The organism is Kitasatospora sp. NPDC091335, assembly GCF_044757205.1.
In the GTDB taxonomy this organism is placed as follows: Bacteria; Actinomycetota; Actinomycetes; order Streptomycetales; family Streptomycetaceae; genus Kitasatospora.
Map to the genome: position 1 here is coordinate 162,407 of NZ_JBIVUM010000009.1, position 21,621 is coordinate 184,027.

20 protein-coding genes and 2 pseudogenes are annotated in these 21,621 nt (G+C 72.1%); 10 read left to right on the forward strand and 12 right to left on the reverse strand.

Going from position 1 to position 21,621, the window contains the following annotated elements:
• The first annotated feature begins 327 nt into the window (after nt 1-327).
• Nucleotides 328-924 (forward strand): MMPL family transporter, encoded by a 597-nt coding sequence (locus ACIQOW_RS20670; RefSeq protein WP_401087255.1) that lies wholly within the window; start codon nt 328-330, stop codon nt 922-924.
• On the opposite strand, the pseudogene ACIQOW_RS20675 reads toward ACIQOW_RS20670, so the two are convergent.
• The 4 genes and pseudogenes from ACIQOW_RS20675 to ACIQOW_RS20690 all read right to left on the reverse strand — a co-directional run.
• Nucleotides 870-1,172 (reverse strand): annotated as a pseudogene (locus tag ACIQOW_RS20675) (IS3 family transposase); the annotation flags it as partial. The gene ACIQOW_RS20670 and the pseudogene ACIQOW_RS20675 sit on opposite strands and share 55 nt — an antisense overlap.
• Nucleotides 1,103-1,480: a transposase gene (locus ACIQOW_RS20680; RefSeq protein ID WP_401087016.1), complete on the reverse strand. Its 378-nt coding sequence runs from the start codon at nt 1,478-1,480 to the stop codon at nt 1,103-1,105. The pseudogene ACIQOW_RS20675 and the gene ACIQOW_RS20680, both read right to left, overlap by 70 nt.
• Complete coding sequence (locus tag ACIQOW_RS20685; RefSeq protein WP_401087018.1) at nt 1,414-3,054, reverse strand: IS4 family transposase; 1,641 nt, start codon at nt 3,052-3,054, stop codon at nt 1,414-1,416. Before ACIQOW_RS20685 ends, ACIQOW_RS20680 begins: the two co-directional genes overlap by 67 nt.
• A 689-nt stretch (nt 3,055-3,743) precedes the next feature.
• The gene (locus tag ACIQOW_RS20690) at nt 3,744-4,415 is read right to left on the reverse strand and encodes a DedA family protein (RefSeq protein WP_401087019.1); all 672 of its coding nucleotides are present in this window, start codon (nt 4,413-4,415) and stop codon (nt 3,744-3,746) included.
• A gap of 232 nt (nt 4,416-4,647) precedes the next feature.
• On the opposite strand from ACIQOW_RS20690, the gene ACIQOW_RS20695 reads away from it, so the two are divergent.
• The 5 genes from ACIQOW_RS20695 to ACIQOW_RS20715 all read left to right on the forward strand — a co-directional run bounded on the left by ACIQOW_RS20695 (nt 4,648) and on the right by ACIQOW_RS20715 (nt 10,136).
• Complete coding sequence (locus tag ACIQOW_RS20695; RefSeq protein ID WP_401087021.1) at nt 4,648-5,643, forward strand: ArsR/SmtB family transcription factor; 996 nt, start codon at nt 4,648-4,650, stop codon at nt 5,641-5,643.
• 161 nt (nt 5,644-5,804) lie between these two features.
• Complete coding sequence (locus tag ACIQOW_RS20700) at nt 5,805-5,990, forward strand: hypothetical protein (RefSeq protein WP_401087023.1); 186 nt, start codon at nt 5,805-5,807, stop codon at nt 5,988-5,990.
• 20 nt (nt 5,991-6,010) lie between these two features.
• Nucleotides 6,011-8,383, forward strand: coding sequence for a TOMM precursor leader peptide-binding protein (locus ACIQOW_RS20705; RefSeq protein WP_401087025.1), 2,373 nt, complete (start codon nt 6,011-6,013; stop codon nt 8,381-8,383).
• A 340-nt stretch (nt 8,384-8,723) separates the two neighbouring features.
• A complete protein-coding gene (locus ACIQOW_RS20710; protein ID WP_401087027.1) occupies nt 8,724-9,434 on the forward strand; it encodes a sensor histidine kinase in 711 nt (236 codons plus the stop codon).
• Between the two features lie 90 nt (nt 9,435-9,524).
• Entirely contained in the window at nt 9,525-10,136 is a 612-nt protein-coding gene (locus ACIQOW_RS20715) for a response regulator transcription factor (protein ID WP_401087028.1), read from the forward strand.
• A 10-nt stretch (nt 10,137-10,146) separates the two neighbouring features.
• On the opposite strand, the gene ACIQOW_RS20720 is transcribed toward ACIQOW_RS20715, so the two are convergent.
• From ACIQOW_RS20720 to ACIQOW_RS20750, 7 genes and pseudogenes are all read right to left on the reverse strand, one after another.
• Nucleotides 10,147-10,788: an NADH oxidase gene (locus ACIQOW_RS20720; protein WP_401087030.1), complete on the reverse strand. Its 642-nt coding sequence runs from the start codon at nt 10,786-10,788 to the stop codon at nt 10,147-10,149.
• 293 nt (nt 10,789-11,081) lie between these two features.
• Nucleotides 11,082-11,957 (reverse strand): TauD/TfdA dioxygenase family protein, encoded by an 876-nt coding sequence (locus ACIQOW_RS20725; protein ID WP_401087032.1) that lies wholly within the window; start codon nt 11,955-11,957, stop codon nt 11,082-11,084.
• Nucleotides 11,954-12,376 (reverse strand): lasso peptide biosynthesis B2 protein, encoded by a 423-nt coding sequence (locus ACIQOW_RS20730; RefSeq protein WP_401087034.1) that lies wholly within the window; start codon nt 12,374-12,376, stop codon nt 11,954-11,956. The genes ACIQOW_RS20725 and ACIQOW_RS20730 overlap by 4 nt, the downstream gene beginning before the upstream one ends.
• Nucleotides 12,373-12,630 carry a lasso peptide biosynthesis PqqD family chaperone gene (locus ACIQOW_RS20735; protein WP_401087036.1) on the reverse strand — a complete coding sequence of 86 codons (258 nt, stop codon included), beginning with the start codon at nt 12,628-12,630 and terminating at the stop codon, nt 12,373-12,375. The genes ACIQOW_RS20730 and ACIQOW_RS20735 overlap by 4 nt, the downstream gene beginning before the upstream one ends.
• Nucleotides 12,611-13,780: an asparagine synthase-related protein gene (locus ACIQOW_RS20740; protein ID WP_401087257.1), complete on the reverse strand. Its 1,170-nt coding sequence runs from the start codon at nt 13,778-13,780 to the stop codon at nt 12,611-12,613. The genes ACIQOW_RS20735 and ACIQOW_RS20740 overlap by 20 nt, the downstream gene beginning before the upstream one ends.
• A gap of 25 nt (nt 13,781-13,805) precedes the next feature.
• Nucleotides 13,806-14,594 (reverse strand): annotated as a pseudogene (locus ACIQOW_RS20745) (hypothetical protein); the annotation flags it as partial.
• A gap of 57 nt (nt 14,595-14,651) precedes the next feature.
• A complete protein-coding gene (locus ACIQOW_RS20750; protein WP_350519254.1) occupies nt 14,652-14,777 on the reverse strand; it encodes a lasso RiPP family leader peptide-containing protein in 126 nt (41 codons plus the stop codon).
• 330 nt (nt 14,778-15,107) lie between these two features.
• Here ACIQOW_RS20750 and ACIQOW_RS20755 point away from each other — a divergent pair, with 330 nt between their 5' ends.
• The 3 genes from ACIQOW_RS20755 to ACIQOW_RS20765 all read left to right on the forward strand — a co-directional run bounded on the left by ACIQOW_RS20755 (nt 15,108) and on the right by ACIQOW_RS20765 (nt 17,718).
• Nucleotides 15,108-15,770 (forward strand): DedA family protein, encoded by a 663-nt coding sequence (locus ACIQOW_RS20755; protein ID WP_401087038.1) that lies wholly within the window; start codon nt 15,108-15,110, stop codon nt 15,768-15,770.
• A 92-nt stretch (nt 15,771-15,862) separates the two neighbouring features.
• Entirely contained in the window at nt 15,863-17,083 is a 1,221-nt protein-coding gene (locus tag ACIQOW_RS20760) for a sensor histidine kinase (protein WP_401087040.1), read from the forward strand.
• Nucleotides 17,074-17,718, forward strand: a complete 645-nt coding sequence (locus ACIQOW_RS20765; protein ID WP_401087042.1) for a response regulator — start codon at nt 17,074-17,076, stop codon at nt 17,716-17,718. The genes ACIQOW_RS20760 and ACIQOW_RS20765 overlap by 10 nt, the downstream gene beginning before the upstream one ends.
• Nucleotides 17,719-17,854: 136 nt before the next feature.
• Here ACIQOW_RS20765 and ACIQOW_RS20770 read toward each other — a convergent pair whose 3' ends face one another.
• Nucleotides 17,855-18,883 (reverse strand): ornithine cyclodeaminase family protein, encoded by a 1,029-nt coding sequence (locus tag ACIQOW_RS20770; protein WP_401087044.1) that lies wholly within the window; start codon nt 18,881-18,883, stop codon nt 17,855-17,857.
• Between the two features lie 311 nt (nt 18,884-19,194).
• Here ACIQOW_RS20770 and ACIQOW_RS20775 point away from each other — a divergent pair, with 311 nt between their 5' ends.
• The gene (locus ACIQOW_RS20775; RefSeq protein ID WP_401087046.1) at nt 19,195-21,603 is read left to right on the forward strand and encodes an MMPL family transporter; all 2,409 of its coding nucleotides are present in this window, start codon (nt 19,195-19,197) and stop codon (nt 21,601-21,603) included.
• Nucleotides 21,604-21,621 lie beyond the last annotated feature (18 nt).

Sequence of the window (21,621 nt, forward strand, 5' to 3'; positions counted from 1 at the left end):
AGGACGTCGTGAGTGGTTAACGATCCGGCCACCGATCGGGCCACGTGCGCCAACTCCAGCCATACAGCAGCGAGTTGACCAGGTCAGCCCGCGCCCGGCTGCGATCCGCGACCGGACGAGGTGCGACCACCCTGCGACCACCACCCCGCGACACGCACAAAAAAGGCCGTCCCCATCCTCAGATGGAAACGGCCTCCGACCTGCGGATTCGCAAGTCGGGACGACAGGATTTGAACCTGCGACCCCTTGACCCCCAGCTCCCGGCTCGACGCCATCGAGATCGCCGCGGAGACCTCGGGCCACACCGTGCTGGTGTCCGGCGTCACCGTGATCGTGTCGATGGCGGGCCTCTACCTCGCCGAGGAGGCCACCTTCGCCTCGCTGGCCACGGGTTCCATCATCGTCGTGGCCGTCGCCGTCCTGGCGTCCCTGACCGTGCTGCCCGCGCTCCTCGCCAAGCTCGGCCGCTGGGTCGACCGGCCCAAGGTCCCGTTCCTGTGGCGCCTGACCATGCGCTCCGGCGAGTCCAAGCTGTGGCGGGCGCTGCTGAAGCCGGCCTTGGTCCGGCCCGCGCTCACGCTCGTGGTGTCCGTCGGCGCGCTCGTGGCGCTCGCCCTGCCCGCCCTCGACATGAGCCTGAAGCAGCCCGGCTCCGACGACCTGTCCCGCGACATCCCCGTCGTCCAGTCGCTGGACCGGCTCACCGAGGCCTTCCCGAGCAAGGGCACCGGAGCGTCGGCGGTGGAGTCGCGCTGCACCAGGTCCGGGGCGAGGCCGGCCGCCGGATCGCGGCGGGTGAAGGAGCGGGGCCGGCGCGGGCTCACGCCCTGCAGGCCGGCCTGGCGCATCAGGCGCTCGACCCGCTTGCGGCCCACCCGGGTGCCCTCGCGCCGCAGGACCGCGTGGACGCGCGGGGAGCCGTAGGTTTCGTCGGAGTCTGCATGGATCCGGCGGATGTGCTCGGTCAGCTCCGCGTCGTGGCGTCTGCGCTCGCACGGCTCGTGATCCTCGCGGCGCCAGCGGTAGTAGGTGGAGGCCGGGATGTGCAGTTCCCGGAGAACGGGCTCGGCCCCGAAGCGGTCCTGGTGCTCATCGATGAGCTTCAGTACCGTCGCCGGGTCGGGTCGAGCTCCTGGGCGAAAAAAGCCGAGGCGGCCTTGAGGATCTCGCAGGACCGGCGAAGCTCAGCGTTCTCCTTCCGCAGAGCGGCCAGCTCCTCCTTCTCCGCCGTGGTCAGCCGGTCGTCCCGCTCACCCCGGTCCGCCTCGTCCTGACGGATCCAGTTGCGCAGGGCCTCGTGGTGGACTCCGAGATCGCGGGCCATCTGCCGGATCACGGGCTTCGGATCGGCGGCCCGGTACGCGGCAACGGCTCGCTGCCGCAAATCGGGCGGGTACTTCCAATGCCGCGTAGTTAAGGGGTGGTTGGGCCGGTCAAGACCACGTCCGGGTGATGTTCCAGCCGGTCGGGAACGGCCCATTCGGGAGCGAGGATGTAGGTCGCGGGAGCGACCTTGCGCAGGATTCCCTCCCTTTCCCAGCGGATGAGCTCACCGGTCAGGCTTCGATGGTGGGCAAGGCCGAGTTCCTTGGCGATCTCGGTGGCGTGCCGGGATCGGCAGGGGTCAGCGCGCATGAGCTGGAGCATGCGATCCCGTCGACCCTCGGGAGCGAGCTCGGCGCTCTGGTGAACGGTGACCGTGATCCCGGCCATCCGGGCGGTCGCCCGGAGCCGGCTCTGGTCGGGCCGGTTCGCGTAGCGGGAGACGGGGCACTTGACACGGCGGGGTGCGATGCGCGGCCGACGCCTGGGCAGCAGGTTCTCCAGGACTGCCTGGCCGATCCGGCCGGTCTGGAGGGGGCGGGTGGGGTCGGGCAGGATGCCATCGGCGGCGACGACCTGGTCTCTGGCGGCTTCGAGGGCGGCGGTGAACGCGGCCCGGTCGGGATCGGTGCCGGGCGCGGACTCCGCGGCTTCGGCCATGGCTCGGCGAAGAACCTGGTAGACGACCAGTTGGGCCCAGATCTCCTGCTGCACCTCAAGGGGATCGTGCGAGCGTAGGACGAGCCCGCCGGCCAGAGAGTGCCGCAGGGCATAGAACGCTGATTCGATCTCCCATCGCCCGCGGCAGAGGGTGACGAGCTCGTCAGCGGGGTAGCGGTGATGGTCGAGCAGCGTTGTGGCCAGGCGGTAGTGGCCGGTGATGCGGACGCCCCCGTGGATTGTCGCGGTGACCTGGGCGTCGATGACGCGCAGGCGGACCCCACGGATCCGTGTCAGGTAGGAACCGTCGGACAGGTGGGCCCACTTGGCGGGGGTGCGGCGGTTGTCGAGGCGGACCAGGAGCTGGGCGCCGGTGGCCGCGCAGCGGGCCAGGAACTCGTCGGAGTCGAGGCCGCGGTCGTTCAGCAGCAGCATGCTGTCGTCCAGTAGCGGCAGCAGTTGCTCGGCGTAGACGGTCTCTCCCGGGGCTACCGGGCCGAAGACCGCACCGAGCAGGGCGCGCGTCCCGGTCTCGCACAGGGCCACGAGTTTCAGCATGGGGTAGCCCTCCTGTCCGTAGCGGTGCTTGATCTTGCCGAGCCAGTCGCAGACGCGGTGCCGGTCGGGGGCCTTGGCAGAACTGCACCCGTCGAAGGCCACGGTTCGCCAGCTTCGGTAGCGCACGCCGGGCGCTGTCGGCTGGGCGACCGGCCCGGCGAGGCTGTCGAACAAGAGCTTCAGCGGGGCCGGCCCCAGTCTTCGACGCAGGTCACGCAGGGCCTTCCCTGAGGGGCGATGGATGTTCAACTGCCATGGGCCAGAGGTGAGTTTATCCCACACTCGCAGGTAGCCCAGGCTCGGGGAGAGAGCCAGGGCCAGAACGAAGTACATGCCGACCCGCGAGGGCAGCATCCGCAGCCTGGCCTGCGTGGTGCCCGTACGCGCCAAGACGTCGTCGACGAGTTCGAAGGGAATCTGCCGGGTCAACTCCCCCAGATGCCCCGGCGCGTACAGGCCCTTCGCGACGGTGACGGTACGAGCAAGCACGACAGTGGCACAATCATCGGACAACGGGACCCTTCGAGCAGGAAGACCTTGGTCGGCTTCCTGGCTCTACCCGGGGTCGCGCCTCCATGATCACCGCCGCTGCCTTCGACCGGCTGGAATATCACCCGGACGTGTTCTTGACCGGCCCAACCACCCCTTGACTAGACGGCATTGGGGTACTTCATCAGTGCAGCCATCGCAGAGGCTCCCTTCTCATGGCCCATCAGGCCACGTCCGGCAACCTTCCGCACCTCGGGGAACCTCACTGCTCGGGCAGGAAGACCCGCCCGTCGGTGACCTTCAGCTCTGTCCGGTTGACCGCCAGGTGCAGGCCCGCCAGCGTGTCCGGGCTGCTCACCGACCGGTCGCTGCCGGGCGCCGATCGGGTAACTGCCAGGCCGCGCGCCGGAATCCGGATCCGTAAAACCGGGCGAGCAGGTCGTCGCGCGGGGAGTCCGTGAGGACGAGGAGGTCGTAGATACCGCCCACCGCACCGGGCCAGGCCTGCAGGTGTCCGCGGTGGCCTCCCCAGGTGCGAGGAGGGACGGGACGGACGGTGACCGAAGGCTGCGGATGCGGTCAGCGAACGCTTCGACGTCAGCCCGGAGTCGGCCGCTGCCGTCGGCGGAAAGAGCCGAGACCTGCGCCGGTATGCGACGCGGGTCTCACGGGCGTGATATGGGATATGGGCCCCGGAAGGTGCGACGCGGGCCTCAGCTGCGGTGGCGGGCGCTCGGTCGGCGGCGCATCCGCACCATGAACCAGCGGGCGATCACCAGCACCACTACCACCACGACGCCCTTCGACACCCAGCCGCCGTACTCCTCCACCAAGTTCCAGTTGTCGCCCAACCAGTACCCCAACAGGACGAACACGGTGTTCCAGATCAGGCTGCCGGCGGCGGTCATGGCCGTGAAGGCCAGCAGCGGCATGCGCTGGATCCCGGCCGGTACGGAGATGAGGCTGCGTACCACCGGCACCATGCGGGCGATGAAGACGGCCTTGCGGCCGTGCCGCTCGAACCACGCGTCCGCCTTGTCGATCTCGTGCGCACTCATGAACGGGATGCGGGCCGCGAGTGCGCGGGTCCGGTCCCGGCCCAGGAGCGCACCTGCGGCGTAGACGATCCAGGAGCCGACGATGGAGCCGATCGTGGTCCAGACGATGACAGCCAGCAGACTCAGCTTGCCCTGCCCCACCGCGAACCCGGCGACGGGGAGGATGATCTCGCTGGGGATGAACGGCAGAACGGTGTCGACCAGATTGGTCAGGCCGGCGCCCACGGCACCGAGGGTGGTCATGACGTCGACGGCCCATCCGGCGATGCCGCCTGCGGGCTCGGCGGAAGCGGTAGCGAGCGACGCGGAAGCCAACGTTGCGATCATGCCGTTGACTCTAGAGGCCGGGGCCCGGCCGTCACCATGAGGTCAACCGCCCGGTCCTGCTGCGGTTTTCCGTAACCATTACTGTCGCCCGTGCCCGAGTCGCGCGGCCTGAGATTCTCATGGTCGGTCACGTGACGTACGCACCCGGCCCACGGGAACCAGGCACTGTTCCCGCAGGCGCCGCGAGCACAGTGTCGAGGTAGCACGACAGCGACGTAACGGGGAGGCCTCGATGCAGCGGATTCACTTCACGGGTACCGATCTGACACGCGTCCGGCTGCAGAGCAGCCTGGGGCCGCTGACGGAGGGTGTGTTCGCGCTGCGGCTGCTGACCCGGCCCTGGCGCGACGACGCGAACGTGCGGTGGTGCGTCGCCGTCCGCAACGCCCTGCGGGCAGGCACCCGGGCGGCCCTGCCGGTGCCGCTCACCCGGGGCGCCGAAAACCTGCCGCTGCGGCTGCTCGAACGCGCCGGCTGCGAGGAGACGGCGCAGCGTGCGCCGGGTACCCGTGCGGAGGGCACCCGGTTGGCGCTCGATGTGTGGCGCGCCGGGGTGTCCCCGTACTGGGCGAGGATCCTCGAACGGCTGGAGGCGGTGTGCGAGGCCCACGGCAGGGTCGCGGCCGGCGGCGGAGTGGAGCAGCTGCTGTCGACGCTCCACCCGCGGATCTCCTGGAAAGCGCCGGTCCTGGAGGTAGACGACGGGCCCAACGTGGCCCTCACCCTCGACGGGCGTGGCCTGGTCCTCAAGCCGTCGGTGTTCCTGCCCGGGGAGGCCGGGCGGCTGGTGGCCCACGAGCGGGACAGCGGCCATGCCGTGCTGGTCTTCGCCGCCTCTCCGGGCCTCGTCGCCGGGTGGGACGATGTCCCGGCCCCGGACGGCCACGCCGGTGACGAGGGCGAGTCCCAGGCGCTGAGCGCGCTCGTCGGGCAGACCAGAGCGGCCGCCCTGCGCCTGCTGACCGACACCTCCACCAACTCCCAGCTCGCCGCGCGGCTGGGGGTGTCGCCGGGAGTCGCGAGCCGGCACGCCACCGTCCTGCGGGAGACCGGGCTGATCAGCACCCGGCGGGTGGGCAGCAGCGCCCTGCACACGGTGACCCCGCTGGGCATGGCCCTGCTCGGCGGGCAGTCGCGCAAGGTCCTGCCGTTCACGGCCGCCGACGGCCCGAACGGCGGCTCCGGCCGTGCCCCGTATGAGGGCCCGGCCAGCGTCCGCTCGGCCTGAACCGGCCCGCTGGTCGGCAAGCCGGTATGACGTCTTCACACTCCGGAAGTGACTGCAGCACTGTCCCCGTCTTTCCCCGCTTCGCAGAATCGTGGCGCGGGCCCCGCAACAGTGGGGCCTCGCAACAGATCGAGAGCGACGACCAAGGAGTTCCGGCAGCAATGAGCACCTTCCCCACCTTCGGCACCATCACTGGCGACTCCGCCTTCAGCGCCGCCTCCACCACCGGCCTGGTGATCGAGGACGTCGACACCGTCGCGCCGCAGGGCGTGGCCCTGTTCACCGTCTGCGTCATGTCGGCCCAGACCGCCCCCTCCTCGACCACCGGGGGGCAGCCGGGCGCATGACCGACACACGGGGGAAGAGAATGCAGCTGGTCACCAGCGATACGGACCGGGTGGGCTTCAAGAGCCACCTGCGAGCCGAAACCGTGCCCGGACAGGCGGTGTACCTGGTCTCCCAACGCGGGTTGACCACACTGCGCGGAGATCACGCCGCGGTGCTGGCGCCGCTCCTGGACGGCAGCCGCAGCACGGCCGCCGTGCTGCGGGAGGCGGCACCGGCGCTCGCCTCCGGGGAAGCCCTCGGCTCCCTGCGGGCGCTGGCCTCCGCGGGCCTGCTCCGGGTGCGACCCGCGCGGGCGGACGACGACCGGGCAGACGACGACCGGGCGCACCACCGGACTGGGACGGGCACCGAAGGCCCGGCGGGGCACCGCGCACGGTCCTCCGGTCCGCCGCCATCCGCTGGCCCCGCCGCCGAGGCGTTCTGGGACCTGCTGGGGCTCGACGGCGGCCGGGTACCGGCCTCGCTCGCCCGCGCCCGGGTGCGGCTCCTCGCGCTGACCGACGCGGACCCCGCAGAGGCCTGCGCGGCCCTGAGCGGCGCCGGGCTGAACCCGGCGGCGGACCGGGACGCCCCCGCGGACCTGTCCGTAGTGCTGTGCGACGACTACCTCTCCCCCCGCCTCGCGGAGGTGGACGCCCTGCACCGCCAGGACGGCACTGCCTGGCTCCCGGTCCGGCTGGGATGGTCGAACCCGTGGTTCGGGCCGGTGTTCCGCCCGGGCGGGGGCCCATGCTGGCACTGCCTGGCGTCCCGGCTGCGTGGCCACCGCCACTCGGAGGAGCTGCTCCGGCACTCGCTCGGCCGGCCCGACCCGGTGCCGCTGCCGCCCGCGACCCTGCCCGTGGTGCGCACGCTTGCCCTGCACCTGGCGGCCCTGGAGGCCGCGAAGTGGCTCGGCGGACTGCGCGGCCCGGAACAGTCGTCCGTCCGCACCCTGGATACAGCCACGCTGGCCACCACCTCACACCCGGTCTCCCGGATCCCGCAGTGCCCGTCCTGCGGGGACCGGGGCCTGGTGGCGCGGCGGGTCCAGGCGCCGTTCCAACCGGTGTCGCGCCCCAAGGCCCCCGGGGCCGGCAACGGGCACCGGGCCCTGACGCCCCGGCAGATGCTGGAGCGCCACGGTTACCTGGTGGATCCGGTCACCGGGATAGTCAAGGAGATCCGGCGCGCTCCCGGCAGCCCGGACTTCGTCCAGGCCTTCCTGTCCGGGCCCAACCTCGCCATGCCCGGCCGCTCGCTCGCGGGGCTGCGGGCCGGGCTGCGCAGCCTGAGCGGCGGAAAGGGCCTCACCGAGACCGAGGCCCGGGTGAGCGCACTGTGCGAGGCCGTGGAGCGGTACAGCGGCACCCGGCACGGCGACGAGCCGGTGGTCCGCGACTCGCTGCGCGGGCTCGGGCCAGCGGCCCTACACCCCAACGCCGTCCAGTTGTACGCCGAGGAGCAGTTCCGAGAGCGGGACCGGTGGAACGCGCGCGGTTCGCGCTTCCAGTACGTGCCCGCGCCGTTCGACCCGGCCCGGCCCACCGAGTGGACCCGGGTCTGGTCGCTGACCGGGCGTACGCACCGGCTGCTGCCGACGTCGATGCTGTACTTCGGCGCGGAGGCCGCGCCCGACGGGCTGTGGGCGGACTCCAACGGCAACGCGGCCGGCAGCACCCTCGAGGACGCGCTCGTCCAGGGGTTCCTGGAACTGGTGGAGCGGGACGCCGTCGCGCTGTGGTGGTACAACCGCACCCGGCAGCCCGGTGTGGACCTGGCCGCCTTCGACGACGACCACCTGCCGGCGCTGCTCGACGGCTACCGCACGTCGAACCGCTCGGTGCACGTGCTCGACCTCACCTCCGACTTCGGAATCCCGGTCATGGCGGCCCTGTCACGCCGTACCGACAAGCCCGCCGAGGACGTGATCTTCGGCTTCGGCGCCCACTTCGATCCGCGGCTGGCGCTGCGCCGCGCGCTGACCGAGATGGGACAGCTCCTCCCGGCCGTCGGCGCGGTGACGGCGGAGGGCACCGGGTACCGGATCGACGATCCAGAGGCGCTCGACTGGTGGCGCACCGCCACGCTCGCGGGCCGCGACTACCTGACACCCGATCCGGCGGTGGCGCCCCGCCGCTCCGGGGACTGGGCGTACGCGCCGACCGAGGACCTCCTGGACGACGTCACCGCGATCACCGGGCTGGTCCGGGACCGCGGTTTGGAACTCCTGGTGCTCGACCAGACGAGAGAGGACCTCGGGATCCCGGTGGTGAAGGTGATCGTGCCGGGGATGCGGCAGTTCTGGGCGAGGTTCGCGCCGGGCCGGCTCTTCGACGTGCCGGTGGCCCTCGAGCGGAGAAGCTCACCCCTGCCGCGGGAACAACTCAACCCCGTACCGCTGTTCGTCTAGCAGAGCAGGACGGGTCACGCCCTGGCGCGGTGCACCCGCGGCCCCTGCCGGTCGGGTCTCCCGGAGCCCTCGACCGGCCAGGGGTCGCGTTCGCGTGCCGGGTGCGGCCATACCAGGTCGTCGACGACCGCGCCAGGCAGGTGACCGGATTTGTCGATCAATCAACTTTCGTCCGTACGCCAAGATATGATCGACGGAAGTGCTCACAGGGGGATGTGAGCAGAGAAGGCGCGGAGACAATGCAAGGTCTCGATGAGCTCAGCCACGACGACAGCAGTCGACCCTGCTGACCGGCCTCGTCGTCTACGGGCTGTCCCGACTCGCCGCCCTGGTCCGCCAGTTGCACGAGACGCAGAACGAACTGGCGCGCCTGGCCGTGATCCAGGAGCGGCTGCGCATCTCGCGCAACCTGCACGACCTGCTCGGCTACAGCCTGTCCGCCATCACCCTGAAGAGCGAGCTGATCCACCGGCTCGTCCTGGCCCAGCCGCAGCGCGCCAAGACGGAGGTCGAGGACGTCCTGGCGCTGTCCCGCCAGTCCCTGGCCGACGTCCGCCGGGTCTCGCGCGGCCTGCGCGAGATGTCCCTGGAGAGCGAACTCTCCTCGGTCGTCGCCCTGCTGGAAGCCACCGACGTGGAGCTGACCACCAGCGTGCGGCTCGGCGAGCTGGGCGCGCAGGTCAACACGGTGCTCGCGGCCGTCCTGCGCGAGGCGATCACCAACCTGCTGCGCCACTCGCGGGCCGGCCGCTGTTCCATCGAAGCCGTCCAGAACGGCGGCCGCGTACGGCTCGTGGTGACCAACGACGGGGTGGACCCGGACTACCGGGACACCTCGCAGCACAGCGGCGCCGGCCTGGAGAACCTCCGGATGCGACTGCACTCCGTCTCCGGCCGGCTGACCATCGCCCACGGGTGCGACGGAACGTTCCAGGTCATCGCGGAGGCCCCGGCCTGTACCGTCCCCGGGCAGCGGGACGCCGCCCGGGACACGGAGCCCTGGGAGTCCGGGGAGCCGTCCGCGCTGCCGCACAGCAGCCCGGCCGCCTGACCGTCAAGCCCCCGCCCGCCCCGGACCCCCCACGTCCGGATCCTCCCGCCCCCACCCCAGGCCCGCGCGGCCACCGAGGAGTATTGCGTCATGGAGATCCGCATCCTGCTGGCCGAGGACATGCACATGGTGCGCGGCGCGCTCGTCGCGCTGTTGGACCTTGAGGACGACCTCTCCGTCGTCTGCGAGGTCGCCCGCGGCGACGAGATCGTGCACGCGGCCCTGGAGCACCGGCCCGACGTGGCCGTCGTCGACATCGACCTGCCCGGCCTCGACGGGCTCACCGCGGCCGCCCGGCTGCGGGAGCGGCTGCCCGAGTGCCGCACCCTGATCCTGACCAACCTGGGACGGCCCGGCACCCTGCGCCGAGCCCTGATGGCCCAGGTCTCCGGCTACCTGCTCAAGGACGCGCCGCCCGGCGAACTGGCCACCGCGATACGCCGGGTGGCCGCCGGACAGCGGGTGATCGACCCGCAGCTCGCGCTGGACACCTGGAACAGCGAGGAGACCCCGCTGACCGAACGCGAGACCGAGGTCCTCCGGCTCGCCTCCGAGGGCCACGACCCGGTCGAGATCGCCAAACTGCTGCGGCTGTCCTCGGGCACCGTGCGCAACTACCTGACGACGATCGTCTCCAAGCTCAACGCGCGCAACCGGGTCGACGCGATCCGCGCCGCCCGCGAGGCGGGCTGGCTGCTCTAGGATCCGGTCGTCAAACCCGCGCCTGCGGGCGGCCCGGGTCGGCCGGAACGGCCATCCCGGCCGCCCGCAGGTACCCGATGACACCGCGGGTGACGCGGGGCGGCAGCGGGAGCGCGGCCACCGCGTCCTCCAGCAGGCACGGGCGGATCAGCATGCCGATGACCCAGAACACCTCGGGGCGGTGCACCACCACCCGGTACGGGCTGGTCGGCGTCTCCAGCACCACGCCTTCGGTCCGGACCACCAGCGACGCGCCGAGCACCAGCCGCAGCCGCCGCACCGGGAGTCCGACCAGGGTGAAGGCCGCCTTGGGGCTCAACGGGTACACCGACAGCAGCGGGCCCCCCAGGTCGTCCATCGCGAGGGTGCGCACCACCAGGTGCGCGACCTGCCGCAGGGCCGGCCGCAGGATCCGGTCCACCGGCACGCCACCGCCCGCGCCGGGCGGGTGTTCCACGTTGGTCAGGCGCACCGGCCCCAGCTGCATCCGACGCAGGGCCTCGCGCAGCAGGCCGTAGCCGTCCCCCCTGAGCCGTTGGACACCCCACCGACCGCTGACGACGGTCTCGGTGTCACCGTCGCCTGGGACGACGACGACGTCCTCGTCCAGCGACCAGAGGTGCACCACCTGATGCTCACTCGTGTCGCTCAAGGAGGCCTTCCCGGCCGAAACTGATGTCGCCAAAAGTATGGCGCGGCCGGTCCACCGCAGACACCTCCGGAGTCACGGCGTCCGCATGAAGATTTCACACCGGGTACGTCCGAAGCGGCAGTTCAGGGGCCGGCGGCCGGCTGCGGCGGCCGTGGGGGAGCCGACGCAGCCGGAGGCCGGCCGCGACGGCCGCGGGGGGGACCGACGCGGCGGGCGGCCGGCCGCTGCGCCCGAGGCCTTCGCCGCCGTCGGGGGGCGGCGGCGAAGGCCTCGGCGATCAGGGGCCCCGGCGGTCAGGGCGCGACGGGGAGCGCCGGCTCCGGCACCGGCATCGGCTGCGGCACGACGCTGGTGATCCGTCGAGTGGTCTTGCGTTGGCCGGGCGCGGCCGGGACGGCCTTGTGCAGCACCGAGGTGTTGTCCCAGACCAGGACGTCCCCGATCGCCCAGCGGTGCCGGTACACGTTCGCCGGCCGGGTCACCGTGCCGTAGAGCTGCCCGAGCAACTGCCGACCGTCGGCCGCCGACCGGCCCGGGACGTCCCGCAGCCAGTGCTCGTTGAGGACGAGGACATCCCGCCCCGTGGCATGGTGAGTCGCCACCAGGGGCCGGACGAAGTCGGTCAGTTCGGCGAGCTTGCGCTGCCGCTCCTCCTCGGACAGCACGACGGTGCGCATGGCCGTCGCCCGCCGCATGTCCTGCTCGGCGATCTGCCGGCAGGGAAAGCCGCCGTTCAGGCCGGCGACCTCCGCCCGGAGCTCCTCGGGCAGGGCCGCGTACCCGGCGCGCAGATCGGCGAAGAGCGTCTCGCCCTCCGCCTGCGGGGCCTCGTCGCAGGTCAGCAGGGTGACGACGGAGCGAGTCGGCGCGAAGGACCCGTCCGCGTGCCAGTACTGCCCGCCCGCGTTGGCACCCAGCCCGCGGACGTTCGTCTGGAGGCGGACCTCCGGGCAGCCGGGCGCCCGGTGCTCGGCGGGGAAGACCGTCTCGGGCTCGCCGAACCAGCGCGCCAGCCCGGTGAACTCCGCGGCGTCGCGCGGGACCCCGGTCAGGTGCAGCACGCCGTACTCCCAAAGCAGGGAGCGCAGCATCCGCGGGCTGTGGGAGCCGGGCTCGAAGCCGTCGATCCGCAGCCCGAGGCCGAAGTCCGTCAGTTCCGCCGTCCTCATGACCGCTCCAGCGGGGGCACCCGGATCAGGGTCGTGTGGTAGCCGCGCGGGTACGGCTCGTCGACCGGCTCGCCGTCGACCTCCACCCAGGCGTGCGCCAGGAAGGGGACCACCCGCACGCCCGAGCACCAGGTGGGCCAGTGGCCGCGCAGCCGGCAGAGCAGGGCGGTGGCCAGCGAGCGCTGGACGCAGCCCTCGCCGGCACAGCTGACGCTCACCGCGACGACCGCGGCGCGGGCGCCGCTCGCCTCCCGGACGGTGGACGGCCGGGCACCCCGGCGCAGGAGCTCCAGGACGGTGCGGATCCGGGCCGGCGGCTGGTGCATCAGGACCCTGGCCACCACCGTCGCCAGCCACGGCAGCACGCGCCGGTGCGCGGCCAGCTGGGGGCGGTCGGTGATGGCGACGGGCGAACTCATGGCGTCACCAGCCCGGCCGCGCGCAGCTTGGCGAGGAGGGCGGCGGCGTCCTGTTCGGCCTGCTCGGGCGCCACCCGGGCACCGGCGGCCGCGTCGACGGCCGCCTCCCGGGCGTCGTGCCCGGCGAGCAGGCCCTGGAGGACGCGCGCGCCCGAACCGTTGAGCCGCCAGTAGCGGCCCGACCGCTCGTCGAGCAGCACCGCGCCGTCGTCGGTCTCGGCGATCGACACACCGTCAGCGAGGTTGAGGGACACGGTCGTCCTTCCCGTGGTTCGACTCGGTCGGTTCGGTTATGGAGGCGTCGGCTGGCGCCAGGTCCCACCGGGCCCGGGCGCGCAGCCAGTTCTCGACGGCCATTGTGGAGTCGAGGGCGCCCCAGGGCAGGCCGGGCGGGTAGGCGGACAGCGCCATGTGGCGCAGCGTCGCGGCGTCGACCAGGCCGAGCCCGGCCAGCAGCGGCTGCTCGAACAGTTCGGCGAGCTGGCCGCGGTGGCGCTGCTGGCCGCGGAAGAAGTCGTCGGAGAACTCGCCCTTGGTCGCCCGGTTCAGCGACCCCTCGGGCATCGTGCCCCGCATCGCCTCGACCATGAGCGGCTTGTACGTCCACGGGGAGCTGCGCTCCTCGGGGCGGACCGCCAGGCAGGCCTCCATCACCCGGTCGGCCAGGTAGGGGGCCTGGAGGACGGCGCCCTCCGCACCGGTGACGGTCTCCGCGAGCCGCACCGCCGCGCCGAGTTGGCGGGCCAGGTCGATGGTGGTGTGCGCGGACCGGGTCGGGGCGTAGGGCCGTGCCCCGTCGGCGCGCCGGCGCATCTCGTCGATCAGGCCGGACGCGGCGTCGGCGGTGACCCACGGCGGCAGGCGCAGCGGGTACTCCCAGCCGAACAGCGGCGCGTTGGCCGGCGGGAAGGGCTTGGTCAGGTCCTCGGCCTCGGCGGCCAGCCAGACGCCGTACGGGCGCCGGTCGGCGAGGGCCCGGACGGTGGCGGACGCGGACCAGCGGCGCATGGCGCGCATGCCGGCGAGGTGTTCGCGGGCCAGTCCGGGGCGGCGGCGGGTCAGGTCGTGCAGGTAGCTGGGCTTGACGGCGAGCACTTCGTCGCCGCCGTGTCCGGTGAGGTGCACGCGGGCGCCGACGGCGGCCAGCCGGCGGGCGGTCTCCTTGAGCCTGGCGACCGGGCGGATCCAGCGGGTGGGCTCGTCCAGGCCGGTGATCGGGCTGGCCACGTCCTCGAACATGTCGGGAAGTTCGCCGGGCCGGAAGACGGTGTGCGTGATGTGGTCGCCGTCGAGCGGGTCCTGCGCCTTGGCGGCCCAGATGTGGTCGTCGTGGGTGGGGTCCGCCACTCCGATGCGCACGGTGACGAGGCCGCCGGCAGCGCGGCCGGTGGCTTCGGCGGCCAGGAAGCTGAGGGGGGGTGGAGTCGAGGCCGCCCGACAGGTCGGAGCCGACCACGGCGCCGTCCCGGACCCGTACCGCGACCGCCTCGGCGAGGGCCTGGCGGAGGGCGGGCGCGCCCTGGGCGCGGTCCAGTTCCTGCGGCGGGGGCTGCCACCAGGGCCGGATCGTCGACCGGCCGTCCGCGGCGACCAGCAGGCAGCTGTCGGCGGGCACGAGGTCGACACCGGACCAGAGCGGCTCGGTGAGGGACGACGGGGTCATGGCCAGCAGCCGCGCGGTGAGGCGGACCGGGTCCAGCGGGGCGTCGGCCAGGGCGGCGAGCAGGTCGGCGCGGTCGGACGCGAGGGCGCAGCCGTCGACGGTGGCGGTGAAGACCCGGCGCACCCCGGTGGCGGTGCCCTGGACGCGGATCTCGCCGTCGATGCTCGCGACCAGGTGGGCGCTGCCGGCGAGGGAGCGGGCGAGGGCGTCGAGGTCGGCCGGGTGCCGTACGCGCCTGGCCCAGCCCTCCAGTTGATCGGCGGTCAGCGCGTGGGTGCCGGTCACCAGCAGCGTGGTGGTGCTGTGCCGGGCGTGGACGGCCGAGGCGACACCGGTGCTCCCGTCCGGGGCCTGTCCGACCACCCAGGGGCGGCCCGAGGCGTGGTTCAGGGTGAATCCGATGTGGCCGCCCAGTCGCCGGGTCACCGGGAGCGCGGACGCGCTGTCGGGCAGAGCGACGAACCAGGGACCAGGGGGATCCGGGTTCTCTTGCATGGTTCCTCCGCGATTCCGGGAGCAGCGGCAGGGCGGAATGCGGGGGGGATTCCCCCGCATTCCGCCGCCGTCTGGCACCGTTCAATTCATCCGATCAGCGACCGGCCGTTGTGAGGCTTAGTCGAAGTGGATGAAGAAGTCGGCCAGCGGGAAGCCGACGCCACGGGTCAGCTCGTCGTAGTCGCCGAGCTCGGAGAGCTCCGGGGCCTCGTAGACGAGACCGGTCTCGATTTCCTTCTCCATTGCTGACCTCCGGTTTGTGAGGGATGGATTCGTTCGAACGAACCGCTCGAACGAGAACCAACGTAGCCCCGGACCGACAACCCGGAAAAGGAAATCCGAGCGGGTTGACAGGAAAGGGTCAGCGGCGTTTGCCGCGCATTCCGGCGGCGGCGGGCCGCCGGTCCCGGCGGGCGCGCGGACCCTCCGGGTTTCCGCAGGACCGGCCCTGCGGAGAACACCACCGGACCGGACGGCAATCCTCATACCGCCACTGAGCAGCGCTTCCTAGGTTGGAGGGGCATCGGGGCGACCGCCCCGGCCGACCGACCCCCGCCGGCCTTGGAGACCACCATGCACCTCACGCTCCTGGCGCTGCCCCAGGAACCCGCGGACGGCATCGCGGGCTGGGCCGCCGACCTCGTCGACACGATGGGCGGCCCCGGGGCCGGCCTGGCGATCGCCCTGGAGAACCTCTTCCCGCCGCTGCCCAGCGAGGTGATCCTGCCGCTGACCGGCTTCGCCGCCGGCCAGGGGGTGATCAGCCTCGTGTCGGCCCTGTTCTGGACCACGCTGGGTTCGGTGGTCGGCGCGGTGGTCCTCTACTGGATCGGCCTGCTCTTCGGCCTTGAGCGGATGCACGCGATCTGGGCGCGGCTGCCGCTGGTGAAGGTCTCGGACCTGGAACGCACCGAACAGTGGTTCGCCAAGCACGGCACCAAGGCGGTCTTCTTCGGCAGGATGGTGCCGATCTTCCGCAGTCTGATCTCGGTGCCGGCCGGCGTCGAGCGCATGGCGTTGCCGCAGTTCATCATGCTCACCACCCTGGGCAGCCTGATCTGGAACAGCGTCCTGGTGCTGGCCGGCTACTGGCTGGGCGACCAGTGGGACACGGTGGAGACCTACGTCGGCGTCCTGTCCAAGGTCGTGCTGGCCGTGGTCGTGGTGGCCCTGGTCGGCTACCTGGCCGCCCGGCTGCGGGGCCGCAACCGGACGCGGCAGCGGCGCAGTTCATGACCGGGACCGTCCTGCCCGAGCGCACCGTCCGGGCCGCCACGGAGCCCTGGCGATCTTGCCTGGGGTGCGCCGCCGCACTAGGCTCGGGCCTCGTGCGAGGAGATTCAGCGGGCGCCGCATCCCACCACCCGACGGAGTTTCCGGACGGTCGGGACGTCGCCGAGGACGAGGCCGTCGCACCGGCCCCCTCCTGGCCGCGCCGCAGTCTGGGCGTGCTGATCGGCTGTCTGACCGCGATGCTCGGCGCGCTGCACTTCCTCGTCGTCGGCACCGCCCTCGGCCCCTTCCTGCTCTGGCCGCGCAGCCGGCCGAGCGCCCTGGAGGTGCTGATGGCCGGGGCGCGCCGACTGACGCTCCTGGAACGGACCCGACGCTCCGTCTTCTTCGGCGACCGCTTCCCCGAGCACTACAAGGCGTCCGACCAGAAGCTCCTGCGCTACCTGGCGGTCCGCTGCTACACCGGGCTGCTCTGCTCCGTCGTCATCGGGCTGCTGGCCTTCGGCGTCATCCTGGCCGGGCTGATGGTCAACGGGGCGACCCGGGGGACGCTCGACTGGGACCAACTCCTCACCCAGGCGCTGCTGGGCGGTGTCCTGCTCTTCCTCGACCTGCAGGGCCTGTACTCGCTGGCGGCCCTGGACACCCGGACCGCCCGCGAGTGCTTCGGCCCCTCGGAGCAGGAGCTGCTCCGGCGGAGGATCGACCAACTTGCCACCAGCCGGGCCGCGGTGGTCCAGGCCGTGGACGCCGAGCGCCGGCGCATCGAACGCGATCTGCACGACGGCGTCCAGCAGCGGCTGGTGGCGCTGGGCATGCTGCTGGGCCGGGCCCGCCGGGGCCGCAACCCCGAGCAGGCCGGCGCGCTGCTGCTGCAGGCCCACGAGGAGTCCCAGGGCGTGTTGACCGAACTCCGCGAGGTGGCCTGGCGGGTGTACCCCTCGGCGCTCGACAGCCTCGGTCTCGAAGAGGCGCTGGGCGGGGTGGCCGAGCGGTGCAGCATCCCGCTGCGGACGCGGTTCGAGGTCGGCGCGACACTGCCCAAGCCCGTGGAGACGGCCGCCTACTTCGTGGTGTCCGAATCCGTGACCAACGCCGCCAAGCACTCCTCGGCCTCGGCCATCTCGGTACGGCTGACGCTCAGCGGCACCCTGCTCACCGTCCGGGTCGAGGACAACGGGACGGGCCGCGCGGACCCGGCCGGCAGCGGCCTGACCGGGCTGCTTAGCCGGGTGGCCGCGCTGGACGGAGTCCTGCATGTCGACAGCCCCCCGGGGGGACCGACCACCATCACTGCGGAGATCCCATGCGCGTAATCCTCGCCGAGGACTCGACCCTGCTCAGGGAGGGCCTGGTACGGCTGCTCGTCGAGGAGGGCCACGAAGTGCTGGCCTCGTTCGGCGACGCCGTGACGCTCCTGCAGGAGGTCGAGGCGCGGAAGCCGGACGTCGTCGTCCTCGACATCCGGATGCCCCCGACCCACACCGACGAGGGGCTGCGGGCCGCCGTGGAGATCCGCGAGCGCTGGCCGGAGGTGAGCGTGCTGGTGCTCTCGCAGCACATCGAGCGCAACTACGCGGCCAAGCTGCTGGCGTCCAACGCGGAGCGGGTCGGCTACCTGCTCAAGGACCGGGTGGCCCAGGTCGAGGAGTTCCTCGACGCGTTGGAACGGATCCACGCGGGCGGGGCGGCGATCGACCCGGAGGTCGTCCGGCAACTGGTCATCCGCACCACGCACGGCGATCCGCTCGCCCGGCTCACCCCGCGCGAGCGCACCGTGCTGGAGGCGCTGGCCCAGGGGCACACCAACACGGCCATCGCGCAGAAGCTGCACATCTCGCTGAGTTCGGTGGAGAAGAACCTCAACACCGTATTCGACAAGCTGGAGTTGAGCCACACCACGGGCTACAGCCGGCGGATCCTGGCGGTCCTGCGGTACCTGGAGTCCTGAGGCCCGGCCGCCGCAGCCGGGGCCCGGGAAGCGGCCGACGGGGCACCGGGACGGGAAGCGGACACCGTAAGCGGGCTGTCCCCGTGCCGGGGTGCGGCACGGGGACAGCCCGCGTTCGGCGCCGTGGGGACCGCCGCTACGCGAAGGCGTAGGGGTTGAGCGCGTCCTCGGGCAGGTGCTCGATCTGGACGTGGTCGCCCAGCCCGGCCTCGGCGGCCAGCTCCAACAGCACGTCGAAGGCCACGTGGTCTTCCAGCGCGAAGCCGGTGGAGTCGAAGACGGTCAGGCCGTCCCGGTGCGCGGCGGCGAGGGCCGGGTCCGCGCACAGCTCCATCAGATCGGGCCCGAGGTCCCTCTCCGCCAGCTGCTGGCACTCGCCCTCGCGCAGTGCCTGACCGCGGTGATCGGCCGTGACGAAGGCCGAGCGGAGGACGTGCAGGGGCACCTCGAACTTGCCGATCAGGTCCGCCCCGATGGCGTTGACGTGCGCGTGCGGGAGCAGGTGCTCGCCGAGCAGCACCGGGCCGCCGCCGACCGCCACCGAGGTGACGGTGCAGATGATGTCGGCGGTGGCCTCGATCTCGGCGACCGGGGCCACCCGGACGTCCAGTCCGAGGAACTCCACGCGTTCGGCGAAGGACCGCGCGTGGGCCGGGTCGATGTCGTGGACGACGATCCGCTCCAGCGGGAAGACCCGGCTGAGGGCGTGGGCCTGGGTGACGGCCTGCGCGCCGGCCCCGACCAGGCCGAGCACCCGGCTGTCCGGGCGGGCCAGCAGCCGGCTAGCGATCGCCGAGGCGGCGCCGGTGCGGATGGCCGTGGGCAGGATCCCGTCGCAGACCGCCAGCAGACGGCCCGTCACGTCGTCGTACCGGGTCATGGACCCGATGATGGTGGGCAGCCGGTGCTCCTCCGGGTTGGACGGCGTGTAGCCCACGGTCTTGATGGTGACGGAGTCGCCGGGCCGATGGTGCGGCATCCATTCGATGATGGCGGTATCCCCCGGACCACGCAGGAATCCCTCCCGGGCCGGGGTCACGCCGCCGCGCCCGCCGGCCCTGAACGCCTCGCCCAGACTGGAGATCATCCGGTCCATGAAATGATCGAAGCCCTTTTCCTTGACGATCTTGGCAATATGCTGCCGGGTGAGGACCACAGTTTCCATTTTTCCCCTTGTCTAATGCCACGGAGTGACATCTTCCTGTCGACGGATTTACCGAGCCGTGCGATCCGAAAGGGCGAACCGGAAACTGAAGCTAGCCGCCGGATTCAGTCCGGTCAAGATTTCCGCCGGGCGCATTACGGGAAACCGCACCGCCCGCGCTACGGGAACCCGCAGGCCACGGACTGCGGAAAACTGGGGCCACCTCGGCGGTTTACCTCGTGTCCCGACCCGGCGCCCGGAACTAGCGTTTTCCCCATCGCCACAACGGCAGCCGCCCGAGCGGTTTCCGCAGCAATGGAAGGAAGCAGAACGTGCGAAAGAAGCCGGCAACGGTACGGGTCGCGCGGTGGAGTGCCACACATCCGTGGTCCGCCATCGGACTCTGGGTGGTCTTCGTCGCGGCCTGCCTCTTCCTGGGCGGGGCCGCCGGGAGCAACAAGATCAGCGACCAGGAGTCCGGGGTCGGCGAGTCCGGCCGCTCGGGCCGGATCGTCGCCTCCGGCCACTTCACCGAGAAGCCCGAGGAGAACGTCCTCATCACGGCGGAAGCCGGCGGGGCACTGGACGTCAAGGCGGCCCAGCAGGCGGCCCAGGAGCTGGCCGGCCGGATGAAGGCGCTGCCGGAGGTGGAGAGCGTCGGCCAGCCGGTCGCCTCGCCCAACGGCAAGGCCCTGCTGCTCCCGGTGACCATGAAGGGAGACACCGAGAACGCCGACCGGCGCATCCAGCCGCTGCTCGACGTCAGCGCGGCGGTCCAGAACGCCCACCAGGGCCTGCGGATTGACCAGGTCGGCACGGGTTCGACCGCGAAGGGGCTCACCGAGACCCTGGGCAAGGACTTCGAGAAGGCCGAGTTCATCAGCCTTCCGCTGACCATGCTGATCCTGCTGGTCGTCTTCGGCGCGATCATCGCCGCCGGCGTGCCCGTGGTCCTCGCCATCTCCTGCGTCGGCGCCGCCACCGGCCTGTCCGCACTGGCCTCGCACGTGCTGCCCGAGACCAGCGTGGTGAGCAGCGTCATCCTGCTCATGGGCATGGCCGTCGGCGTGGACTACTCGCTCTTCTACCTCAAGCGGGAACGCGAGGAACGCCAGAAGGGCGCCTCCCGGCTCGACGCCATCGAGATCGCCGCGGAGACCTCGGGCCACACCGTGCTGGTGTCCGGCGTCACCGTGATCGTGTCGATGGCGGGCCTCTACCTCGCCGAGGAGGCCACCTTCGCCTCGCTGGCCACGGGTTCCATCATCGTCGTGGCCGTCGCCGTCCTGGCGTCCCTGACCGTGCTGCCCGCGCTCCTCGCCAAGCTCGGCCGCTGGGTCGACCGGCCCAAGGTCCCGTTCCTGTGGCGCCTGACCATGCGCTCCGGCGAGTCCAAGCTGTGGCGGGCGCTGCTGAAGCCGGCCTTGGTCCGGCCCGCGCTCACGCTCGTGGTGTCCGTCGGCGCGCTCGTGGCGCTCGCCCTGCCCGCCCTCGACATGAGCCTGAAGCAGCCCGGCTCCGACGACCTGTCCCGCGACATCCCCGTCGTCCAGTCGCTGGACCGGCTCACCGAGGCCTTCCCGAGCAAGGGCACCGTGCACCAGGTGGCCGTCCGCGCCTCGGCCGACCAGGCCGACAAGGTGACGTCCGCCCTCACCACGCTGCTCACCCGCACCTCCGGCGACGCCCTCTTCGCCCACGACCAGACGCCCGAGATCCGCGAGTCGCAGGACCGGCGCGTCCACGTCGTGCAGGTCGGCACGCCGCACTCGCCCAAGAGCGACGGCGCCCGGCAGTCCCTCGAACTCCTGCGGTCCTGGGTGCCCGAGGCCGTCCAGGGCGTGCCCGGCGTCGAGAGCGGCGTGGGCGGCAAGGTGGCGCAGGGCATCGACTTCACGGCCCACCTGAAGGACCGGATGCCGTGGGTGGTCGGCTTCATCCTGCTGCTGACCTTCGTCACGATGACCTTCATCTTCCGCTCGCTCGCCGTGGCGCTCTCCGCGATCCTGCTGAACCTGCTGTCGGCCGCCGCCGCGTTCGGCGTGCTCGTCGCGGTCTTCCAGCACTCCTGGGCGGAGAAGCTGCTGGACTTCCACAGCACCGGAGCGGTGGTCTCCTGGCTGCCCCTGTTCCTCTTCGTGGTGCTGTTCGGCCTCTCGATGGACTACCACGTGTTCGTGGTGAGCCGGATCCGCGAGGCCGCCCTCACCGGCGTGAGCGTCAAGGAGGCCGTCCGCGACGGCATCACCCGCTCCGCCGGGGTCGTCACCAGCGCGGCGGTCGTCATGGTCGGGGTGTTCGCGATCTTCGGCACGCTGAGCATGGTCGAGTTCAAGCAGCTGGGCGTCGGCCTGGCGGCGGCGATCCTGCTGGACGCCGTGATCATCCGCATCTTCGTCCTGCCGGCCCTGATGGCGGCCCTGGGCTCGTGGAACTGGTGGCCGGGCGGCCTGCCCGGCGGCCGTCGCGGACAGCGCGCGGCGCTCGCCGGCCAAGGCCGCCGGGAGCCGGAGCTGGTCGAGGAGCCGCCCTTCGCGGAGCCGTACGTCCCCTACGCGGTACCGGACCGCGGTGCCACCGCCTCGAACGGCTACGGCACCCCGGCCCAGGCCTACCAGCCCGCCGAGCAGTCGTACGGGCCGGGTGGCGACGGCTACGGCCGCCAGCCCCACCTGACGCAGGCGTGGCCCCCGCCGCGGCCCCAGGGCCACGACGGCCGACCTGACTCCTACCAGCAGTAGGCAGGTCCCCAGAGCGAG